The organism is Lacibacter sp., from assembly GCF_035299325.1.
Classification (GTDB): Bacteria; Bacteroidota; Bacteroidia; order Chitinophagales; family Chitinophagaceae; genus Lacibacter.
This window is the reverse complement of record NZ_DATGWT010000004.1, coordinates 210312-230676: the sequence shown is the minus strand read 5'-3', so window position 1 is coordinate 230676 and position 20365 is coordinate 210312. Positions and strand designations below refer to the sequence as shown.

The window sequence follows — 20365 nt, the reverse complement described above, 5'->3', positions numbered from 1 at the left end:
ATTTGTAGCGATGCGGAATTTGATGAGAAAACTACTATGCATTACTTTGGTTCTTTGCTGTTTTGGGGCAAAAGGTCAGTCTTCTGATTTTGTACAATATACAAATGGCAAAAAAGTATTTAAAGTTGCAGCTCCCGATTATAAACTAAGTCCACATACAGGTGTTACAAGAAAGCATTGGAAAGATGCGGCGATGTACTTGCTCGAAGGTGCATTCAGTTATATTCATTCGTTGGATGATCCGATGAAGTTTCCAAAACAGCCGGGCAAAAGCTATCCAAGAATTGAAGCGCAGGTGCCCACAGAAAAACTCGAAGGTCTTGTGCGTACGTTATTTATTGCAGCACCATTACTGAAAGAAAATCCTGAGCTTATTGTCAACAATATTAAAGTAGCAGATTATTATCGTCACCAGATATTGAATTTACTTGATCCGACACATCCATCTTACATCAAGCCACAGGCAAAGGGTGGAGGGCCCAGCCAGATATTGGTTGAGTTTGGTGCATTATCTGTATCGATGTTTTATGCACCGGAAGTATTATTCGATCCGTTGACCAAAGAACAGAAAGATAAACTCGCAGCAACGATGATCAGTTATGGCGATGGCAAAACTGTTGGAAGCAACTGGAAGTTCTTCAACATTTTTGTGTTGAGTTTTTTCAAGAGCAAAGGATACGCAGTTAATGAAAAATTATTAATCGAATACCTTGATAAATCACTGGCACATTACCGTGGAAATGGCTGGTATAACGATGCGCCTGCGTATGATTACTACAGTATGTGGGCTTTCCAGATGTATGGTCCGGTATGGAGCGAATACTTTGGAAAGAAATACTACCCTGAGTATGCAGAGAAATTCATGAACAATTTTAAAGATGTAAAGAACAACTATCCATATCTCTTCAGTCGTGATGGTAAGATGGTAATGTGGGGAAGAAGCATGAGTTACCGCATTGGATCCATTGCACCATTTCCGCTGATGGGTTATGAAAATGATCCAACGATTAATTATGGCTGGATGCGGAGAATTTCTTCCGGTGTGATCTTGCAATTTTTACAGCACCCTGATTTTTTGCAGGACAATGTACCTACTCTTGGTTTTTATGGCGCATTTGAACCAGCTGTACAACCTTACAGTTGCAGAGGTTCGGCTTACTGGATGGGGAAAGCATTTGTTGCGTTGATGATTCCGGCAGATAATCCATTCTGGACGGCAACTGAAAACGAAGGTGCCTGGGAAAAGGAATTGCAGAAAGGAAAAGTGTACAACAAATACCAGGACAGTTCGCATATCCTCATCACCGATTATCCAAATATTGGTGCTTCCGAAATTCGTGCATGGTGTAAAGTAAAAGCCATTGGCGCAAACGAACCTTTCCGTGCAAGTGAAAATTACAATCGTCTTTCATACAATAGTGCATTTCCCTGGCAGGCCGATAGTGTTGCAGGTGTCGTTGCCATGAATTACATCGTCCTCAATAAAAAAAATGAATGGGAGCCCTTACGTTTATACGATTTTAAAAAGTTTGAGAAGGGAGTTTATTACCGTGATGCGGTAGTTGAAACAAATAGTAATATTAAATTTCATCTTGCTGATATGCCTTTGCCCAACGGTATTCTCCGTGTTGATAAAGTAATAAGCGATACTGCAACAGAAATCCGTTTAGGTCATTATGCATTACCTAAGCTGAAGAACTCAATTAAAACCACCATACGAAAAGTAAAAGGCTACACAGCAACCATCATCGATAACGGTGAATACCAGCTGGCATTGGTACCTGTAAATGACTGGAATGTAGCAAAAGCAATTGCTACAACCAATGTACATCCGGAGAGTAAAGAAAGTATGGTCATCAATACTATGCAGCAGTTGAATCCAAAGAAAGAATCTGTTTTTGTTACGCTGATGTTGTGGAAGAAGAGTGGTGAGAAGTGGACGGACGATGAGTTGGTTCCTGTAATGAAAGTGAGTGTAGTGACAGCAACTGGAAAAGTAGAGGTGAAAATGAAAAGTGTAAATATGTTATTTGATCTTAACTGAGTTTTTGTTCAATGTAGTAAAACGGCAACCCAACCGGGATATCCGTTTTATTCTTGCTCTCATTATATCTCCTTGCGAACCTCGGCACTTTTAATTTGAGTATAATGCGAAGCACTCATGAATGATACAATGAATGACGTCAGTAAGTAATGGTCAATCCTCCACCAAGTCCCATATCACTATCATAGCGGGTAGAAAGAGAAATGTATTTCGTAAGGATATACCTGAATCCAGCCATGTACTCCTTATCACTGTTCGCCATAAAGTTGAAACGTAACCTGCTGCTGACAGGGATATCTTCTCTGCCTAATTGCACACGCAACTTTCCTTCCGTGTCAATCCTTGCATCAGCTCTTACCATCATGGGCAATGTGTATTGAAAACCAAAGCAGATGACTCCACGTTTGTCTTTTGTATTCACTTGCCCGAAAAGATTTTTCTCGGTTTCTCCATGTTTACGATAGCGCCAGTCGAAACCAACATAAGGCATCAGCCATTGGTTACGCCCAATCAACCGACCAATGTGTAATTCATTTTCAAATCCTTTTTCGGCCGTTAACCCGAGTCGCCATTCGTTCTGCAACATCCAGCGAGTATTGGAATACATGATCTCACCATCGCTGCCGGTACTTTCCATACCAACCTGTGCTGAAAAATACATACGACGGTCATCATGATACACTTTTTTCAATGCTTTCTTTGGATCGGGTAACTGTGGATTAGGAGGCGTGTTTTCATAGGTAAATATGCGGCCCATACCACTCATCATGTGATAGAGAATGTGACAATGAAAATACCAGTCGCCATATTTTTCTGATGCATGAAACTCAATGGTATCCGTTTCCATTGGCATAATATCAAGCACGGTTTTTAGTGGAGAATATTCACCTTGTCCGTTCAGCGTACGGAAGAAATGTCCATGCAAATGCATGGGGTGGCGCATCATGGAGTTGTTGGTTAGAATAATGCGGATGTTCTCACCCTGTTTGATCAATATTTTATCCGATTCAGAAATCGTTTTATTATCCATCGTCCATACATACCTTGTCATGTTGCCGGTAAGTTCAAACTTCATTTCACGAACCGGGCCTTCAGGTAATGTTGTTTTCTTTGGTGCTTTCAGCATGGCGTAGTTGAGTGTAACAATGGATTTATTGCTGTCAACAATTTCGGGATACATCACCGTGTTCATATCCATCTGCTGCAAACTCATGTTCATATCCATGTCATTCATGCTTCCATCCATATTCATCATGTCGTTCATCATCTTCATGCCTTCAAAATATTTTAAGCGGGGCATGGCACCTGCAGCATGTTTTGTACCGCTACCTAACCAAAGCGATGTGCTCCTTGTGCGGTCTTCTGAAGTTGATAATAACTCGTAACTGCCGTCTTCAGGTATAGTAACCATCACATCATACGTTTCGGAAACACCCACAATAAAACGGTCCACTTCAACCGGCTCAACTTCTGCACCATCATTTGCAACAACACTCATCTTTCCTCCGGCAAACTGCACCCAGAAATAAGTTGATGAACTCCCGTTGATGACACGTAGCCTAACTTTATCGCCTGCTTTGTATTGTTTCTTTTCTTCTGTAATATTTCCATTGGTGAACAGTGCGTCGTAATACACATCACTTACATCCATTGCAAGCATGCGTTTCCATTCGTTCGTGATCTTTACGCCGAGTCTTTTTTCTTTCAATGCTTGCAGGTAATCCTGTGTTGCTTTCTTTTTTATAGCATACCAATCGGTAGCATAATGGAGTGAACGTTCTACCTGGTTGGGATTTTCATTTGTCCAGTCACTGAGCAGTACTACTTCTTCAGCTATAGTTTGTTTTACTTTTTCATGAATAACAATTGCACCGTACATACCGCTTTGTTCCTGCAACATGGTGTGCGAATGATACCAATAGGTGCCATGCTGCACAATAGGGAAACGGAAAATATGAGTACTGTGGTCTTTTATAGGTGCTGTTGTTAAATACGGCACACCATCCTGTTCATTCGGCAAGATCAAGCCGTGCCAATGAATGGAGGTTTCCATATGCATTTTGTTGTGCACATGAATTTCGGCAGTGTCGCCTTCCGTAAAATGGAGGGTTGGTGCCGGAATAGTTCCGTTAATGGCAACGCCTTTCGCTTTCTTACCTGTGTAATTAACAATTGTATCAGTTACATACAAGTGATAAACAATCTTATTGCCGTGTCTTGTCATGAACGGCTCTTTTGCAGTTGTTGTTTTTTGCATGCCATGTTGTGCATTGGTTTGCAGTACGAAAAGGACGGCCGCCAAAAGACTGTAGATCGGTTTCATGTTGATTACTGTTTAATCGTTTCTTTTACGTTTCCACAGGTAAGCATTTTGTTTCCATAGTATGGATTTTTGATCGCTTTCTCAGCACTAAGCCATGAGGCCTTTTTCATAGGACAGTAATCAATATAAATTTCCGTATCTGACAGTGTTGTTGCTTTTGCCAAACTGATCATATTGTTCGACAGGGATGAAAACATTTCCCGTTGTTTACTGATGTCGTTTGTTGCAGCAATTGAAGCTGCTTCGGATTGCAGTTTTTGTTTTACAGTTTCAAATGCCTTTACTTCAGCAGCAGAAGCGTTTGAATTATTTACAGCCTCAACGGCTGTTTTAAAATCTGCTGCGGCAGTAGCTGTTGTTGAGCTGTTGCCGGCAACGAGTTGATTTTTTAGTTTGTAGTACGCATCCAATACTCCGGAGACTGACTTGCTTTGTGCCGATGCAGCTGTGCAGGTGAAAACAGCAAGTGCAAGAAGAAATGATTTCATATCTGTTTGAATTGAAGTTGAATAAGAAAGTATAGCCGGTAGTGATCCTTACCAGCTATACTGTTTACTGTTGAATAGCTTCGGCTTTGTAGCCTGCTTCTGTAACTGCTTTAATAACGTCTTGAGTTGAGATGGGTTCATCAGTTTCAATACGCAGTATTTTATCAGGATTCGTAATGTCTACTTCCCAATTGTCTTTGCCTGCCACCTGATCAAGAAAAGGAGTTGCTTTTGCAATACAGCCTGAGCACTTAATGTTTGTTTTGAATGTTAATGCGTCCATCTTTCAAAAATTTAATCGTTCAATCTTTTTGCCGGCTAATTGCCGGTTTGTTTACGATGTAAAATTAGAAAGAGGAGAAGGGCCGACTGTTACATAATAAGGAGGGAGATGTATATAATTTCGGCATGATGACAAATGACGTCTATTCAGTGATTTTGTCGAGAGGTTTACGCTTGTTTTCTTTCAGCTGCTTGAAATGCGATGGTGTTAAGCCGGTTACTTTTTTAAACTGTTGCGAAAGATGTTGTGTACTGCTGTAGCCCATTTCATAGGCAATTTCGCTGAGGTTCTTTTCGTCGTACATCAACAGTTCCTTGACTTTTTCAATACGTTGAAGAATTGCATATTTTTCTATGGTAATGCCTTCTACCGATGAGAACAGGCTGCTGAGGTAATGATAATCCATACCGATCTTTTCTTCCAGCATGGCCGATAGCTTCAGGTTAAACTCATCAGCATCTTTGCCATGTATGAGCGACACAATAGCTGTTTTAATACGATCTACGGTTTTTGCTTTCTTATCGTCCAGTAGTTCGAAGCCTTGCTGTTGCAGCATTGTCCGCAGTTGTTCAAGTTGCGCTGCACCGGGTTCTTCATTCAGCTCAACCTGGCCCAACTGAATGTTTTTGTACTGTAGCTGTAATTCATCAAATTGTTGACGAACCACCATTACGCAACGGTCGCATACCATATTCTTAATATGTAGAATTGCTGACATCGTTTTGCAAATATAGTCACGAATAAGAATATACCGACAGGCGGTAGTGCAAGTGTACCTGCAGATTTTATACAAATCTCAGCTAATCATATAACAATACCCGAAGGTCCTTTTTTTTACTTTGTTGTACCAAATCAAAATGCTATGCAACAAACAGTTTTTATCAAGGGGATGGTTTGCAACCGCTGCATTACCACCGTTACACAAGAACTCCGGCAACTGGGTATTGAACTGGATGAAGTAAACCTGGGTGAAGTGAAATTTGCTATAAATGCCCCGTTTACGGATCATGATGTGCTGAATAAGAAACTTGCGCCGCTTGGCTTTAGTGTTTTGGAAAACAAGCGTACAAAACTGGTAAAGGAAGTAAAACAACTGGCAGCCGAAGTATACTCTGGTGAGTTTGACTTTCCGCATCATTTTCGATTTTCTGATCTGGTAGCGCAGAGGCTGGAGAAAGAGTATGACTTCATCAGTCAGCAGTTCTCCGCAGAAGAGGGAACTACCATTGAAAAATTCATCATTGATTATCGTATCGAAAAAGTTAAAGAAATGCTGGTGTACACCTCTCTGTCACTGGCCGATATTTCTTTTCAGCTGGGGTTCAGCAGCGTTGCGCATTTATCCCGGCAGTTTAAACAACAGACTGGATTAAATCCATCTCATTTTAAGACAATGCGCCATAGCCGGAGTTAGATTTTCTTACCGGTTGAAATTATATACATCGCAGGGCAAATAGTATAACAGAAAACGGGATAGCACAAATTAGTTTTGTACAAAGAAATTTTATGAAACAGGAAACGCTCAATAAGAAATCAGTTTCAACAAAAACAAAAGGCTCAACACTTGTGAAAGAAACATTCCCAGTGCTTGAAATGACTTGCGCAGCATGCGCTGTTAGTGTTGAATCAATGTTGAAGTCAGTTGAAGGCGTTAAAGATGCAGGTGTGAATTTCGCCAACCAGGATGCATGGGTTGAGTATGATCCGGCGGTTGCCACTCCTGAACAATTCCAGGAAACGATCCGTTCAATTGGTTATGATATCATTATTGAAAAGGAAAATCAAAATGAACTCAAAGAAGAAGCACAGCAAAAACATTATGAGGCAGTAAAGCAACGTACAATATGGTCTTCCATTTTGTCGGTACCCGTAGTTATTATTGGTATGTTTTTTATGGATATGCCGTATGGTAATTATATCATGATGGTGCTAGCCACACCTGTTGTATTTTATTTCGGTAGAAGCTTTTTTATGAATGCCTGGAAACAGGCAAGTCATGGAAAAGCGAACATGGATACATTGGTTGCACTGAGCACCGGTATTGCCTGGCTCTTCAGTGCATTCAACAGCTTCTTTCCTGAGTTCTGGCATGCACGTGGCTTGCATGCACATGTTTATTTTGAAGCTGCCGCAGTAGTGATAGCGTTTATATCGCTTGGAAAAATGCTGGAGGAAAAAGCAAAATCAAATACATCATCTGCTATCAAAAAATTAATGGGTCTTCAACCCAAAACTGTTACGCTGATGCTGGAAGACGGGCAAACGCAGGAATTGCCTGTGAGCCAGGTGAAAAAGGATTTTATATTATTAGTAAAGCCAGGTGAGAAGATTCCGGTTGATGGTGAAGTTACAGGTGGTGAATCTTTTGTGGATGAAAGTATGATCACGGGCGAACCTATTCCTGTTGAAAAGAAATCCCGTGAGAAAGTATTTGCAGGTACCATTAATCAGAAAGGAAGCTTTCGCTTTCGTGCAGAAAAAGTTGGAGCAGAAACCTTACTCTCGCAAATTATTAAAATGGTGCAGGAAGCGCAGGGCAGTAAAGCACCTGTGCAAAAACTGGTCGATAAAATTGCCGGCATCTTTGTGCCGATCGTAATTGGAATTTCTATTTTCACATTTGCTGCCTGGATGTTGTTTGGTGGCGAAAATGCATTTACACATGCCTTGTTAACTGCTGTTACGGTATTGGTGATTGCGTGCCCTTGTGCATTAGGACTGGCAACACCCACAGCCATCATGGTTGGTGTTGGTAAAGGTGCAGAGCATAATATTCTTATTAAAGATGCAGAAAGCCTTGAGCTTGCGCATAAAGTAGATGCAATCATTCTCGATAAAACAGGTACCATTACCGAGGGTAAACCGGAAGTGAGTGATGTAATGTTTAATGAAAGTTCGAATATCATTCAGTTGAAATCAGTTCTGCTTTCAATTGAAATGCAGTCGGAACATCCGCTTGCCGAAGCTGTGGTGCGTTTTATTAAAAAAGAAAAAATAGATCCTGTTTCACTGCAGCAAATTGAAAGCATTACAGGTAAAGGTGTTGCTGCTCTCTATAACGGCAAGCAATACTTTGTTGGCAATGCCAGGCTGTTACAGGATAAAGCTATTAAGATAAGTGAACAGTTTACAATGCGAATCAGCGAACTGCAACAGCAGGCAAAAACAGTTGTTGCATTTGCAGAAAATGATCAGGTGGTTGCAGTTATTGCCATTGCTGATAAAATCAAAGCAAGTTCAAAAGCAGCGATTGAAAGTTTACAAAAAAAGGGAATTGAGGTGTATATGCTTACCGGCGATAATAAGCAAACGGCTGCTGCAATTGCCAAAGAAGTTGGATTGAAAGAGTATAAGGCAGAAGTAATGCCTGCTGATAAAGCTGCGTTTGTGCAGCTTTTGCAACAGCAGGGAAAAGTGGTGGCAATGGTAGGCGATGGGATCAATGATAGCCATGCACTTGCTCAGGCCGATGTAAGTATTGCCATGGGTAAGGGAAGTGATATTGCAATGGATGTAGCAAAGATGACATTGATCACATCCGATCTTAGCAGCATTTCAAAAGCAATCGATCTTTCAAAGAAAACAGTAAACACCATTAAGCAAAATTTATTCTGGGCCTTTATTTATAATCTTATCGGTATCCCTATTGCGGCAGGAGTGTTATATCCTGTTAATGGTTTCTTACTGGATCCAATGATCGCTGGTGCTGCCATGGCCTTGAGTAGTGTTAGTGTTGTGAGCAACAGTCTCCGTTTAAAATATTCATCATTGTCCTGAGAATAAATCAGACATACATGGTTGGTTTTGGTTATTACCCGGTATTCTTACCGGGTTTTTTATTTGATGATCGTTGTAATTATATACAACAGGGGGCGTATAGTGTAACAGAAAGGCTTTTTTGCCATTGTAGCTTTGAATGGTGATTCTGATCACGGAGACAGGGAAAACTTAAGCCAGTTTATTTTTTTCGTTCACCAGCTATGCAATATTTGTACAGCAAATTGCAATTGTGCAGACCGGTGAGTAAAGATAGACGGGGGGTAAGAGTAGCAATCAATCTTTTGCTGCCTGATTCTGTGGCAATTTTAAAATCTTGGTAAACACCAAGAACCAAGTTCTGTGCTATATCGATTTTTGTATTCTAAAAAAATAAGACATGGAATGAGTCAAGAAACTTTTCGGCCAATTTATATATCTGGCGATGAAAAATTTCGGGGCGATTAACATGCGGCAACAACTATATGGAACTGATAACTTTCAAAACAAACATCAGCAACGAAAAAGCATTACAACGTGTTGCTCCATTACTGAATAACGCAGTTGGTTCTAATAACTGGCAATTGGATGTGTCGGGAGCCGGGAACAAACTGATGGTCTATTCGCCTGGCAGTATCAATGAAATGCAGGTGATTGATGCGGTCCACAAAGCAGGGTTTTATGCTGTTAACATTGAAGATTTCTATGCCATTTTCTAATATTATTCATCGAAAAATTAACTGCTATGTATTCTTTAATTATGATATTTCTATTGTTTGTCAGCTCAGTTGCAGGTACAGCCATTTTAACCAACGCTGCCACAGTTAATTGGTTAAAGAAACAGGAATTGAAAGCGAACTGTTCAACGCATGCTCCTGCCGCAATGCCAAAAGGTGGCGTGTATTCGGTGTCAGCTGAAGAATATTATTTGATTCATTAATCCATTTCATAAAATCTATTAATCATTAAACCTCATCTCATGTATCTCAAATGCAGTTTTATCATTGCCTTGTTTTTTTTCACGATTGCTACGGGCTGCCGTAAGCCGGTTGAGCCCCTTCCGGTAATTCCGGATATTGTTGACAGCTCCTCTTATCTGCAACTTACGTTCAACGGTATGTCGCAAAACCTGGGAACGATGTATGCGATACTCAGCATTATAAAGCAAAATGGAGATTCGGTGTTTACCAACCGGAAAGTTGCCATTACGCAATCAAATCAACAATACATTAGTGAAAAGATAAAACTGGGTAAGAACAGTTATAAACTAAGTAAGCTTGTTGTTGTTAAATCGTCTGACACAGCAAAGTTTGCAACACCTCAAATACAATCTGCCAAGTCTGAATTGGTAAATGTATCACTACCGCTCCCAGTAAATATCACTGCAACAGGGGTTCATGCAGTTCAGATTTCTGTGTTACCTGTTTCTATATCTGAAGACCCTTCATCGTTTGGATATACGACTGCTGATTTTGGTTTTGAAGCATACTTTACTCTTCTGGCACATTTGCAAATGAAAGTTGGAGATGTTGGTTACGACAGTTTGCCCGGTTTATTAAAACTGGAAGCTGTTAAGTCGAATGGAGATCGCTGGTTGAGAGAAGTTGAATTACGAAAAGGGATCACACGTGTGCAAATTCCGCAGGAGTATGATAACTATACTTTCAGTATCACCAAATGGAATACCAGCATTCAGAAACAATTTAGCAGGATTGAGTTAAACAACAATATGATTGTTTCATTAGCTGGCACCCGTTCTGCCAAGCGTCTGGTTGAAGAGTCTGTTTTCATCGATAATTCAGTATCCTTGACAGCAGACAGCAGAACTGAATATTTCTATAATCAAAGCGGCAATCTGCAATCCATCCGTTATTATCAACGATCATTACAGGTTCAAGGATTGCCACTTACGTTTGTCTACAACTTTCATTATACACAAATCAATGCATGGGATACCGTATTCCGCTACAATGCCAGCCAGCAACTGACCGGCTATACAAGTATAGTGCGTAACAACAACGGGATTCATTCGATGTTTAATAAAAGTTACGATCAGCATACCGGTGCTGCAGTTACTTATGGCATGGTAAACGCAAATAAAGAAATCCTGGTTGACTATTTATTCAGTAATAACAACAGCATGCAGTACAAACTAAAATTCCAGCACGGTAATAAAGTAGAAGATCGTGCACAAACTTCAACGGGTGGAGTAGAGTCAGGCACTTATTCATATGATGATGCTGTTAATCCTTATCATCAAATGGGCTACGACGATTTATATTTTACCAATGCATCAAAGAATAATTTACTGTCGATGTCAAAAGGATATGCCGGTGGTTTTCCAACAGTAATTCCTTATCGTTACGAATATGTGTATGATGAAGATGGTTATCCCAAAGAATCATATGTAAGCTATAAGGGATATTCATCCCAACAACACTTATACAGAATTAAAAAAGTTTTCCGTTACCAGTAGGTTTTAGGTTCAGTGCTGATGTTTTTTATCAGTAACAAGAGGGATTATTTTCAATCCCTTTTTTGTTTTTAAAAAATTCCAAAATGGTATTTGTGGAAATAACCGATAATCACCTGGCTTTTATAAGATAGAAAATTATATACAATCCACACTGTTTAGTGTAACAGCTTGGGCTTTACATGAATTTATTTTCGTACTCAAATAAATTATTATGCAAACAACATTAAACCTTTCATCAACGAAGTATGAAAAAAGATGGACAGCACTGGCTTTATTATGTGCTGCGCAATTCATGGTAATTATGGATACATCCATCATTGGTGTGGCCCTGCCCGCCATTAAAAGTGAATTAGGATACACACAAAGTGGTCTGCAATGGATTTTCAATGCGTATGTAATCCTGTTCGGTGGGATATTATTATTAGGTGGCCGTCTTTCTGATCTGTTCGGTGCACGTAAAGTTTTCATGTGGGGTTTTGCCATTCTTGCAGCAGCTTCTTTTTTTGCCGGTGCAGCATGGTCGCCTGAATTATTAAATACAAGCCGTGCATTGCAGGGTTTGGGTTCGGCATTAATTGCTCCTGCCGCAATGACCTTGTTAATGACAACCTTTACCGATCCGAAAGAGCTGGGCAAAGCATTTGGCTTCTGGGGAGCATCGGCAGCTGCAGGCGGTTCAGCGGGAGTATTTCTTGGCGGTGTTATTACAGAGTGGCTCGATTGGCGTTGGGTGTTTTATATCAACATTCCTATTGCACTTATCGTACTTGCATTCAGCAAACAATATCTAGTTGCAGGACGTAAAGCCATTGGTAATGTAGATTGGGCAGGTGCAATTCTGGCAACAGTTTCTTTAATACTGTTTGTTTATGCCATCGTTACTGCCGAATCTGCCGGTTGGTTTTCACTTCAAACAATTGGCTTGCTGGCAGTGGCTGTAATCCTGTTTGTTGTTTTTATCAGCTCACAAAAACGAAAGCAGGAACCGTTGCTTCCATTGCACATATTTAAAGTGCCCAATTTAACGGCAGGAAATATTGTAATGGGGTTGATGGCGGCTGCATGGATACCGCTTTGGTTTTTTCTGAATCTTTATTTACAACAGATACTTCGGTTAAACGCTTTTAATAGTGGCCTTGCCCTGTTACCTATGACGGTTGTGATCATGATCGTAATGGTTGGACTCACAGGTAAACTGGTTGCTAAATTTGGTTTTAAGCGAAATCTTGTTGCCGGTTTAATTTCATTAACAGCATCACTTATTCTTTTTGCATTGGTTCCAACCGATGGAACTTATTGGCTGAATGTATTGCCTGCTTCTTTATTAGGTGCACTGGGAATGTCTCTCGCATACATTCCGGGAACAATGGCTTCAATGTCCGGTGCAAAACCAGAGGAAACCGGGCTTGCGTCAGGCATTGTAAATACAAGTTACCAGATAGGTTCGGCAATAGGATTAGCAGTCATTGCCGTAATTGCTAATGCTGTAACAAAGTCGGCTACTGCATCAGGTGTAGTAGAAGCAGCTGCTTTGAACAGTGGTTTTCAAACTGCCTTCATCAGTGCAGCTCTTGTAAGTGCAGTAAGTGTATTTATTGCAGTGTTAAAAATCAAACAACCAAAATAATAACAGCATGCGTTCATACACCTGGACAACAGCTTGCATTTATCGTGAAACAGCAGATACAGTTACCATCGTATTTAATGAAGGTAGTGAGCTGTTCCATTTTAAAGCAGGTCAATTTATCAATCTTACATTAACGATCAATGCTGAAAAAGTTACCAGGGCTTATTCGTTGAGCAGTTGTCCGGGTTATGATGAACATCCTGCTATAACAGTAAAGCAGGTTGATGGCGGTTTGATGAGTACTTACATTCTTAAGTATGCTGAAGAAATAGAAGAGTGGGACATTGAAGGGCCGCATGGTTTCTTTCATGTGACAGCTGAAACACAAAGCAGTAAATGGGTTGTATTGATTGGTGGTGGAAGTGGTATTACACCGCTTTATTCTATCCTGAAATATCTTTTGCGATCAACATCAGTAAATGTTCTGCTTATCAATACGAACAAAACAGAACGAGATGTTATTTTCGGAAAAGCGTTAATGCATATCAGGCGATCTTTTTTACATCGCTTTAAAACGGTTTATGCTTTTACAAAAGAAATGCCGGCTGATACCCGGTTTTCTGATGAAGTTGGTGGTGGAAGATTAACACGCATTCGTTTAAAGAAACTTATTAAGGAGTTTACGGGTGTAGAATATCTTAATGCTCACTATTATTTGTGTGGCCCAAATGGTTTATTGCAATTGGCGACAGATGCATTGCAGTCGCTTGAAATTCCGGCTCTACAGGTTTTTAAAGAAACATTTCAGCCTGCGGAACAAGAAAATTATGTTCAGTTGCCAAATGTTGCACAGGAAGTACTACTGCATCACTACGAACGAACCAATTTATTGGAGATCGTTCCGGGAAAAACAATTCTTGATGTTGCATTGGAAGATCATGTGCCTGTGCAATACTCGTGTAAAAACGGAACCTGTGGAATATGTATTGGTAAACTTACTTCAGGAAAAGTGCATATGAAACAGAATTATGCACTACAACAGGAGCAGCTAGATAATGGGTTGGTATTGCTGTGTCAATCACATCCATTAACTGCCGATGTTACAATTGAGGTGGGGAAGTGGTAAATTTTATACTTACATGTTTGAATTGTATAAATAAAAGGCTACATGACATAGTAGCTTTACAGTAAAATTAGAAGTTATGAAAGAGTATACATTTATTATTAAGGGAATGGGTGGAGAGCATTGTGTAAATGTGATTAAAACAATCCTTTCAAAACAACAAGGTGTCACGATTCATCAAATTGAAGTAGGCAAAGCAACAGTAACTATCGATGAGTCTTTAAATTCACACAGTAATGTGATAGCGGCGATCGAAAAAATGGGTTATAAAGTAGAAAGATAAAAGTGATGATGCCAAGTGCGCCAGGCGCTACGGAACTTTACGCAAAGAATTCATTCAATGCTTTAAGAAAAAACTGATACCATCAAATCTTCAGCAAGTTTCGGGTTTGATGGTGCCAAAGTTCTCTCGACATTTACAGTATGAAATGACAGCGATATGACGGAGCAACAACAGTTCACATATAAACGAATTGCAGAAGCAATTGAGTACATTAAGGCAAATTTCAAGAAGCAACCAAATCTGGATGAAGTTGCCAAGAAGGTGCATTTAAGTCCGTTTCATTTTCAACGTTTGTTCAGCGAATGGGCCGGCACAAGTCCGAAGAAGTTTTTGCAGTACACAACGCTGGAGTATGCAAAATCGCTTTTAAAAGAGAACCAGGCAACATTGTTTGATGCAGCATACGAAGCGGGTCTTTCAGGAACAGGAAGGCTTCATGATCTGTTTATAAATATTGAAGGAATGACTCCTGCCGAATATAAAAATGGCGGTAAAAATCTTGATATCAACTACAGTTTTGCGGAAAGTCCATTCGGTAACATCCTGGTAGCATCAACACAGAAAGGCATTTGTTATATGGCTTTTGCCGACGATGAACATCTTGCATTTGATGCACTGCGAAATCATTTTCCAAATGGCCGTTTGAGACAAATGGTTGACTTCATACAACAAAACGCATTGCACATTTTCTCACAGGATTGGACCAAACTCAATCAAATAAAATTGCATTTAAAAGGAACCGATTTTCAATTAAAGGTTTGGCAAACATTGTTGAAAGTACCAATGGGTCAGCTTACAACCTATGGAACTATTGCAGACAAGATTGAAAATCCGAATGCCTCAAGGGCTGTTGGTACTGCTATTGGCAGTAATCCGGTTGCATTTTTAATTCCCTGTCATCGTGTTATTCAATCTTCCGGTGTAACGGGAGGATATATGTGGGGTGCCACAAGAAAAACTGCCATCATTGGTTGGGAAGGAGCGAAAACACATCCACAGTAATTGCGCAAGTTTCGGGTTTTATTGGTTTTGCTGATTGTTCAACTTTGTGTTGAATAAAAACAAAAAATGAAAACATTTATTTTAATACATGGCTCATGGCACAGCTCGTGGAACTGGCACAAAGTAATTCCCATTCTAGAAAAGTTTGGGCATAAAGTTTATGCAATTGATTTGCCGGGTATGGGTAGAGACAAAACGCCTGTCAACGAGGTAAAGCTTCACTCAACAGTACAAAAGGTTTGTGAGTTAATAGACAGTATTGAAGGAAAAGTAATTATGGTGGGGCATAGTAAAAACGGAATTGTTATTTCCCAGGCTGCAGAATATCGTCCTCAAAAAATTGAAAAATTAATTTACCTCGCAGCATATTTAATACCAAACGGGAAAACACAGGCAGAGTATTCTGCATTAGATGTTAATGGTGTTTTGAAGCCTTATGTTACACGATATCCGGAGCTGAATGCGCATACATTGCAAACAGCAATTTATAAAGAAGGTCTTTACCACGATTGTGATGATTCTATTACTGAGCTTGCCAAACTGTTGTTAAGCCATGAACCGGTAGAGTCGGGAATCACACCGTTGCAGTTAACCGACGAGAATTTTGGATCTGTCCGTAGATTTTATATTGAATGTACCGACGACCGGGCTGTTACGCCATTTATTCAACAGAAAATGTACAATGAAACTGTTTGCGAGAAAGTTTACCAGATACATACAAGTCATTCGCCATTCTTTAGTAAGCCAAAGGAGCTTTGCGATTTATTTCTGGAAATAGCTTCCCTTTGATAACGAATGATCAATTAGAAATTTAAGGAAGGCGATTCGGCGGAATTGCCTTCCTTAACTATACGGAGTGATGTTAAACTACTGAAATAGGATTCTATTTCAACTGCGAATTCTCCTTCCACAATTAAATACTTTACGCAACCTTTGCAGATTTCTTCTCTAAGGGAAATAAGCAAACGATGTTTCACTGGAAATTGTGGTTTGCTCACAATTATTCAGTTATTTCCCAAGTTACCCCAAAAATCGACCTTATAGAATTAGATAGAATACCAAAATTTTAAACTGAAAATGCTTAACCATTCAGGGTTTAGGTAAGGATGGATTATCTTATGTTTCTTAACTTACCGTTCAATGGAAACAAAAAAACGGCAAATTCGGGTTAAAAAACAGGAAGGCTTCGAAGGGCAGCGCATGATTGTGCTGCCGAGAAAGATCGAACGGGATTTTTTGCTACGTGATGCTGTAAGCCGCCAATTGTTTGTTACGGACATTGGTCATTATCCCAAGGCCCGTTATCATTATGTGCATCGAAAAAACGGAGCCGATCAATTCATCTTCATTTATTGCACACAGGGGAAGGGTTGGGTTGAATTCAACAAGAGGCATATTATTCTTTCACCTTCGCAATTTATAATCATACCCGCCAACACCGCACATAAATACGGAGCCGATGAAAAAGATCCCTGGAGCATTTACTGGTTTCATTTCAAAGGAAAACTGGCAGCGAATATTGTTGAGCTTATTGTTCAGAAGGCAAAAACGGAGCATCTGCACATTGCACATGCAGAAAATAAGATCAGGCTATTTGAAGCAATGTACAGCAATCTTGAGAAAGGTTACAGTGCCGATAATCTCCGGTTCATCAACATGACGCTTCATTATTTTCTCACCTCCATTTTATATGAAGATAAATTCAGCTATGAAAGCCCGAAGCGGAAGAACGATATGATCGCTGCTGTAATTGCACATATGCAGCAAAACCTCGACAGTGTATTTACATTGAAGGAACTGGCTGTTTTTGCAAATCTGTCTTCCTCGCATTTTTCTGCTTTGTTCAGAACAGGTACAGGTTATCCACCTATTGAATACTTCAATCAATTAAAAATTCAGAAAGCCTGCCAGTTACTGTTGTTTACTGATCAGTCGATAAAAGAGATCGCTCATGAACTGGGTGTTGATGATCCGTATTACTTTTCACGGATGTTTACCAAGCTGATGGAAGTATCGCCCACTGAATACAGGGGTAGGAATAAGCCAACAGGAATGGCCGCATCAGATAATCAGTAAGCATTTTGATACGGTATTCAAATCAGAAGATTGTCCATCATAATCAGCAGGAAATGCATTGCTTCTATTGTTGAAATCAGGATATTTGAAACAGGATAGAACCTTGTTCGTGATAACCGGTTCAGTTATTCAGATCAACCAACGTTTGCTTTCGTCATCATGCGTAATCTCTTTCGTAAAAAGTATTTACTTATTACAACTGCATTGGTTGCACTGATCGCTGTTGTTGCCTTCATGTTCAAAGACAACCATCGCATCGATTATAATGTGGATGTTAAGCCCATTCTAAATAAAAAATGTATCTCCTGCCACGGTGGTGTAAAGAAGCAGGGAGGCTTCAGTTTACTCTTCAGAGAAGAAGCATTGGCCGAAACAAAAAGCGGTAAGCCTGCTATTATTCCCGGTGATCCTGATGCAAGTGAAATGATCAGAAGGTTGACGCTGAAAGATGAAGAAGAGCGCATGCCTTACAAAGAACATCCTCTTGCTGAAGAAGAAATCAATGTGCTTCGTACATGGATTAAACAGGGAGCCAAGTGGGGAACACATTGGGCCTATGCAACGGTGGAAGAACAGGAAGTGCCCAAAGGCAACAGTCGTTTCTTTGGTTTGCTGCCTGCAAAGAAAAACGAATGGGTACGGAATGATGTTGATTACTTCGTGTACGATAAACTGAACGAACAAAAACTTACGCCTTCACCAGAGGCTGATAAAGCAACATTGTTACGTCGTGTAAGTTTGGATATAACAGGTCTTCCTCCATCAGAAAAAATTGCACAACAGTTTTTGAATGATTCCACAGCAGGTTCGTATGAACGTTTAGTGGATAGTTTATTGGCTTCTCCGCAATACGGTGAACGCTGGACATCGATGTGGCTGGACATGGCCCGTTATGCCGATACAAAAGGTTATGAGCGTGATGGCTATCGCTCCATTTGGCGTTACCGTGATTGGTTGATTCAATCGTTTAATGAAGACAAACCTTACAATACCTTTTTAATTGAGCAAGTGGCAGGCGATCTGCTGCCTAACCCAACCGATGCACAATACATTGCGACTGCTTTTCATCGTAACACCATGACAAATGATGAAGGTGGTACTGATAATGAAGAGTATCGCACAGCAGCAGTAATGGATCGTGTAAACACAACATGGGAAACGTTGATGGGTACAACATTCGCCTGTGTGCAATGCCATAGCCATCCTTACGATCCGTTCAGGCATGAAGAGTATTACCAGTTTCTTGCCTTCTTCAACAACACACGTGATGAAGACACGTACGAAGAGTATCCTGTGTTGCGTGAATATAAAAATGCTGACAGTTTGAAATTTGAAAAGCTGAGTGCATGGTTGCAGCAACATGTATCAAAAGAGAAGAAAGCAGAGATCATCCGCTTTCTTAAAACAGGACAGCCGGTTATCAACTCTGTGGTGTGCGATGCATTTACCAATAGCGCATTGGCAGATACGAAATGGTTATCATTACGAAATAACGGAAGCACACGCATTAAGAAAGTCGATCTGCATACAAAAGATCAATTGCTGTTTCGTTATGCAACCGGCGTTGAAGGTGGTGTTTGGACAATTCATCTTGATAGTACGAATGGTAAAGTGATTGCAAGTGTTCCACTGAAAATAACCAAAGGCTGGGCTGTTGCAAATGCATCAATACCTGTTACCGAAGGCGTTCATAATCTTTGGTTGACGTATAAAAATCCAAACCTCAAAAAGCCTGAAGATAACGGTGCAAACTTCAGCTGGTTTTATTTTACACAAAGTTTTCCGGGCAAAGAGCAGCCAGGTTATGATTCTGTACGGCAACAGTATTTCGATCTCATTAGTTCTACACAATATACATCTACACCCATCATGGTTGATGGCACAAACAGTTTTGCACGAACAACACATGTGTTTGAACGTGGTAACTGGATGGTGAAAGGAGCAGAAGTAAAACCAGGTGTACCATACACATTAAATACAATGCCGGCAAATGCACCTGCAAACCGTTTAGGGTTGGCCATGTGGCTGACAGATAAAAAGAATCCGTTGGTTGCACGCACGATTGTTAATCGTATTTGGGAACAGTTGTTTGGTCATGGTCTTGCAGAAACATTGGAAGATCTCGGCACGCAAGGTATTCCGCCCACGCATCAGCAATTGCTCGATCATTTATCGTGGCAGCTGATGCACAAGTATAACTGGAGTTTAAAAACACTCATCAAAGAAATTGTATTATCAGCAACGTATCGTCAAAGTTCCATTGCTTCAAAAGAGTTGATTGAAAAAGATCCAACCAATAAATGGTATGCAAGAGGTCCACGGGTTCGTTTATCTGCAGAACAGTTGCGTGATCAGGCATTGGCAGTAAGTGGTTTGTTGAGTAAAAAAATGTTTGGCCACAGTGTTATGCCTTACCAGCCACAAGGCATCTGGCTCACACCGTATAACGGAGAGAAATGGAAGATGAGTGACGGAGAAGATAAATACCGCCGTGCAGTATACACCTTCTGGAAACGCAGTGCACCTTATCCGTTTATGATGATGTTTGATGGTGCAGCACGTAATGTTTGTGTGGCACGACGCATTAATACCAATACGCCATTGCAGGCGCTGGTTACATTAAACGACTCTTCTTATTTAGATATGGCAAGAAACTTTGCGTATGAGTTGAAGCAAGAAGGAGTGAAAGATGCAACACAACAGATCAGCAAAGGGTATGAGCAGATGATGTATAAACCCATCAGCAAAGAAAAATTAAAAGCACTGACAGATCTGTACACACAAGCATTGCAAACATTCAGTAAAGATAAACTGAAGGCATGCGAAGTGATAGGCATGGACAGTAAACACAATAATCCTGAAACAGCAGCACTGGTAGTGGTAATGAATGCCATGCTGAACCTGGACGAATGGATCACAAAAAATTAATTCTGTAAACGTATAC

17 protein-coding genes are annotated in these 20365 nt (G+C 40.3%); 13 read left to right on the top strand and 4 right to left on the bottom strand.

Going from position 1 to position 20365, the window contains the following annotated elements; all coding sequences use genetic code 11:
• Nucleotides 1–22 precede the first annotated feature (22 nt).
• A complete protein-coding gene (locus VK159_RS02795; protein ID WP_324228616.1) occupies nucleotides 23–2044 on the top strand; it encodes a DUF2264 domain-containing protein in 2022 nt (673 codons plus the stop codon).
• A gap of 139 nt (nucleotides 2045–2183) precedes the next feature.
• Here VK159_RS02795 and VK159_RS02790 read toward each other — a convergent pair whose 3' ends face one another.
• From VK159_RS02790 to VK159_RS02775, 4 genes are all read right to left on the bottom strand, one after another.
• Nucleotides 2184–4367 (bottom strand): multicopper oxidase domain-containing protein, encoded by a 2184-nt coding sequence (locus tag VK159_RS02790; protein WP_324228615.1) that lies wholly within the window; start codon nucleotides 4365–4367, stop codon nucleotides 2184–2186.
• Nucleotides 4368–4372: 5 nt separating this feature from the next.
• The gene (locus tag VK159_RS02785; RefSeq protein WP_324228614.1) at nucleotides 4373–4855 is read right to left on the bottom strand and encodes a DUF3347 domain-containing protein; all 483 of its coding nucleotides are present in this window, start codon (nucleotides 4853–4855) and stop codon (nucleotides 4373–4375) included.
• A 64-nt stretch (nucleotides 4856–4919) separates the two neighbouring features.
• Complete coding sequence (locus tag VK159_RS02780) at nucleotides 4920–5138, bottom strand: heavy metal transport/detoxification protein (protein WP_324228613.1); 219 nt, start codon at nucleotides 5136–5138, stop codon at nucleotides 4920–4922.
• Between the two features lie 142 nt (nucleotides 5139–5280).
• Entirely contained in the window at nucleotides 5281–5856 is a 576-nt protein-coding gene (locus VK159_RS02775) for a helix-turn-helix transcriptional regulator (protein ID WP_324228612.1), read from the bottom strand.
• Between the two features lie 144 nt (nucleotides 5857–6000).
• Between VK159_RS02775 and VK159_RS02770 the strand changes: the two genes are divergently transcribed.
• From VK159_RS02770 to VK159_RS02715, 12 genes are all read left to right on the top strand, one after another.
• Nucleotides 6001–6552 (top strand): AraC family transcriptional regulator, encoded by a 552-nt coding sequence (locus tag VK159_RS02770; RefSeq protein WP_324228611.1) that lies wholly within the window; start codon nucleotides 6001–6003, stop codon nucleotides 6550–6552.
• A gap of 92 nt (nucleotides 6553–6644) precedes the next feature.
• Nucleotides 6645–8915, top strand: a complete 2271-nt coding sequence (locus VK159_RS02765) for a heavy metal translocating P-type ATPase (RefSeq protein WP_324228610.1) — start codon at nucleotides 6645–6647, stop codon at nucleotides 8913–8915.
• 464 nt (nucleotides 8916–9379) lie between these two features.
• Nucleotides 9380–9613: a hypothetical protein gene (locus tag VK159_RS02760; RefSeq protein WP_324228609.1), complete on the top strand. Its 234-nt coding sequence runs from the start codon at nucleotides 9380–9382 to the stop codon at nucleotides 9611–9613.
• Between the two features lie 26 nt (nucleotides 9614–9639).
• Nucleotides 9640–9834 (top strand): hypothetical protein, encoded by a 195-nt coding sequence (locus tag VK159_RS02755; RefSeq protein ID WP_324228608.1) that lies wholly within the window; start codon nucleotides 9640–9642, stop codon nucleotides 9832–9834.
• A gap of 39 nt (nucleotides 9835–9873) precedes the next feature.
• Entirely contained in the window at nucleotides 9874–11370 is a 1497-nt protein-coding gene (locus VK159_RS02750) for a hypothetical protein (protein ID WP_324228607.1), read from the top strand.
• A 211-nt stretch (nucleotides 11371–11581) separates the two neighbouring features.
• Nucleotides 11582–12997, top strand: coding sequence for a DHA2 family efflux MFS transporter permease subunit (locus tag VK159_RS02745; protein ID WP_324228606.1), 1416 nt, complete (start codon nucleotides 11582–11584; stop codon nucleotides 12995–12997).
• A 7-nt stretch (nucleotides 12998–13004) separates the two neighbouring features.
• Entirely contained in the window at nucleotides 13005–14063 is a 1059-nt protein-coding gene (locus VK159_RS02740) for an iron-sulfur cluster-binding domain-containing protein (protein ID WP_324228605.1), read from the top strand.
• Between the two features lie 76 nt (nucleotides 14064–14139).
• Nucleotides 14140–14343 (top strand): heavy-metal-associated domain-containing protein, encoded by a 204-nt coding sequence (locus VK159_RS02735; RefSeq protein ID WP_324228604.1) that lies wholly within the window; start codon nucleotides 14140–14142, stop codon nucleotides 14341–14343.
• 156 nt (nucleotides 14344–14499) lie between these two features.
• On the top strand, nucleotides 14500–15345 hold the full coding sequence (locus tag VK159_RS02730) for a methylated-DNA--[protein]-cysteine S-methyltransferase (RefSeq protein ID WP_324228603.1): 846 nt from the start codon (nucleotides 14500–14502) through the stop codon (nucleotides 15343–15345).
• A gap of 66 nt (nucleotides 15346–15411) precedes the next feature.
• Nucleotides 15412–16134 (top strand): alpha/beta fold hydrolase, encoded by a 723-nt coding sequence (locus VK159_RS02725; RefSeq protein ID WP_324228602.1) that lies wholly within the window; start codon nucleotides 15412–15414, stop codon nucleotides 16132–16134.
• 351 nt (nucleotides 16135–16485) lie between these two features.
• Nucleotides 16486–17421 (top strand): AraC family transcriptional regulator, encoded by a 936-nt coding sequence (locus VK159_RS02720; protein ID WP_324228601.1) that lies wholly within the window; start codon nucleotides 16486–16488, stop codon nucleotides 17419–17421.
• 159 nt (nucleotides 17422–17580) lie between these two features.
• The gene (locus VK159_RS02715) at nucleotides 17581–20349 is read left to right on the top strand and encodes a DUF1553 domain-containing protein (protein WP_324228600.1); all 2769 of its coding nucleotides are present in this window, start codon (nucleotides 17581–17583) and stop codon (nucleotides 20347–20349) included.
• The last annotated feature ends 16 nt before the right edge of the window (nucleotides 20350–20365 follow it).

Bases quoted from the DNA above. Each gene is read 5' to 3' on its own strand.
- VK159_RS02725 (WP_324228602.1), top strand. From the start codon at position 15,412: ATGAAAACATTTATTTTAATACATGGCTCATGGCACAGCTCGTGGAAC.
- VK159_RS02730 (WP_324228603.1), top strand. From the start codon at position 14,500: ATGACGGAGCAACAACAGTTCACATATAAACGAATTGCAGAAGCAATT.
- VK159_RS02780 (WP_324228613.1), bottom strand. From the start codon at position 5,138: ATGGACGCATTAACATTCAAAACAAACATTAAGTGCTCAGGCTGTATT.
- VK159_RS02750 (WP_324228607.1), top strand. From the start codon at position 9,874: ATGTATCTCAAATGCAGTTTTATCATTGCCTTGTTTTTTTTCACGATT.
- VK159_RS02760 (WP_324228609.1), top strand. From the start codon at position 9,380: ATGGAACTGATAACTTTCAAAACAAACATCAGCAACGAAAAAGCATTA.
- VK159_RS02775 (WP_324228612.1), bottom strand. From the start codon at position 5,856: ATGTCAGCAATTCTACATATTAAGAATATGGTATGCGACCGTTGCGTA.
- VK159_RS02765 (WP_324228610.1), top strand. From the start codon at position 6,645: ATGAAACAGGAAACGCTCAATAAGAAATCAGTTTCAACAAAAACAAAA.
- VK159_RS02770 (WP_324228611.1), top strand. From the start codon at position 6,001: ATGCAACAAACAGTTTTTATCAAGGGGATGGTTTGCAACCGCTGCATT.
- VK159_RS02755 (WP_324228608.1), top strand. From the start codon at position 9,640: ATGTATTCTTTAATTATGATATTTCTATTGTTTGTCAGCTCAGTTGCA.
- VK159_RS02735 (WP_324228604.1), top strand. From the start codon at position 14,140: ATGAAAGAGTATACATTTATTATTAAGGGAATGGGTGGAGAGCATTGT.
- VK159_RS02715 (WP_324228600.1), top strand. From the start codon at position 17,581: ATGCGTAATCTCTTTCGTAAAAAGTATTTACTTATTACAACTGCATTG.
- VK159_RS02790 (WP_324228615.1), bottom strand. From the start codon at position 4,367: ATGAAACCGATCTACAGTCTTTTGGCGGCCGTCCTTTTCGTACTGCAA.
- VK159_RS02795 (WP_324228616.1), top strand. From the start codon at position 23: ATGAGAAAACTACTATGCATTACTTTGGTTCTTTGCTGTTTTGGGGCA.
- VK159_RS02720 (WP_324228601.1), top strand. From the start codon at position 16,486: ATGGAAACAAAAAAACGGCAAATTCGGGTTAAAAAACAGGAAGGCTTC.
- VK159_RS02745 (WP_324228606.1), top strand. From the start codon at position 11,582: ATGCAAACAACATTAAACCTTTCATCAACGAAGTATGAAAAAAGATGG.
- VK159_RS02785 (WP_324228614.1), bottom strand. From the start codon at position 4,855: ATGAAATCATTTCTTCTTGCACTTGCTGTTTTCACCTGCACAGCTGCA.
- VK159_RS02740 (WP_324228605.1), top strand. From the start codon at position 13,005: ATGCGTTCATACACCTGGACAACAGCTTGCATTTATCGTGAAACAGCA.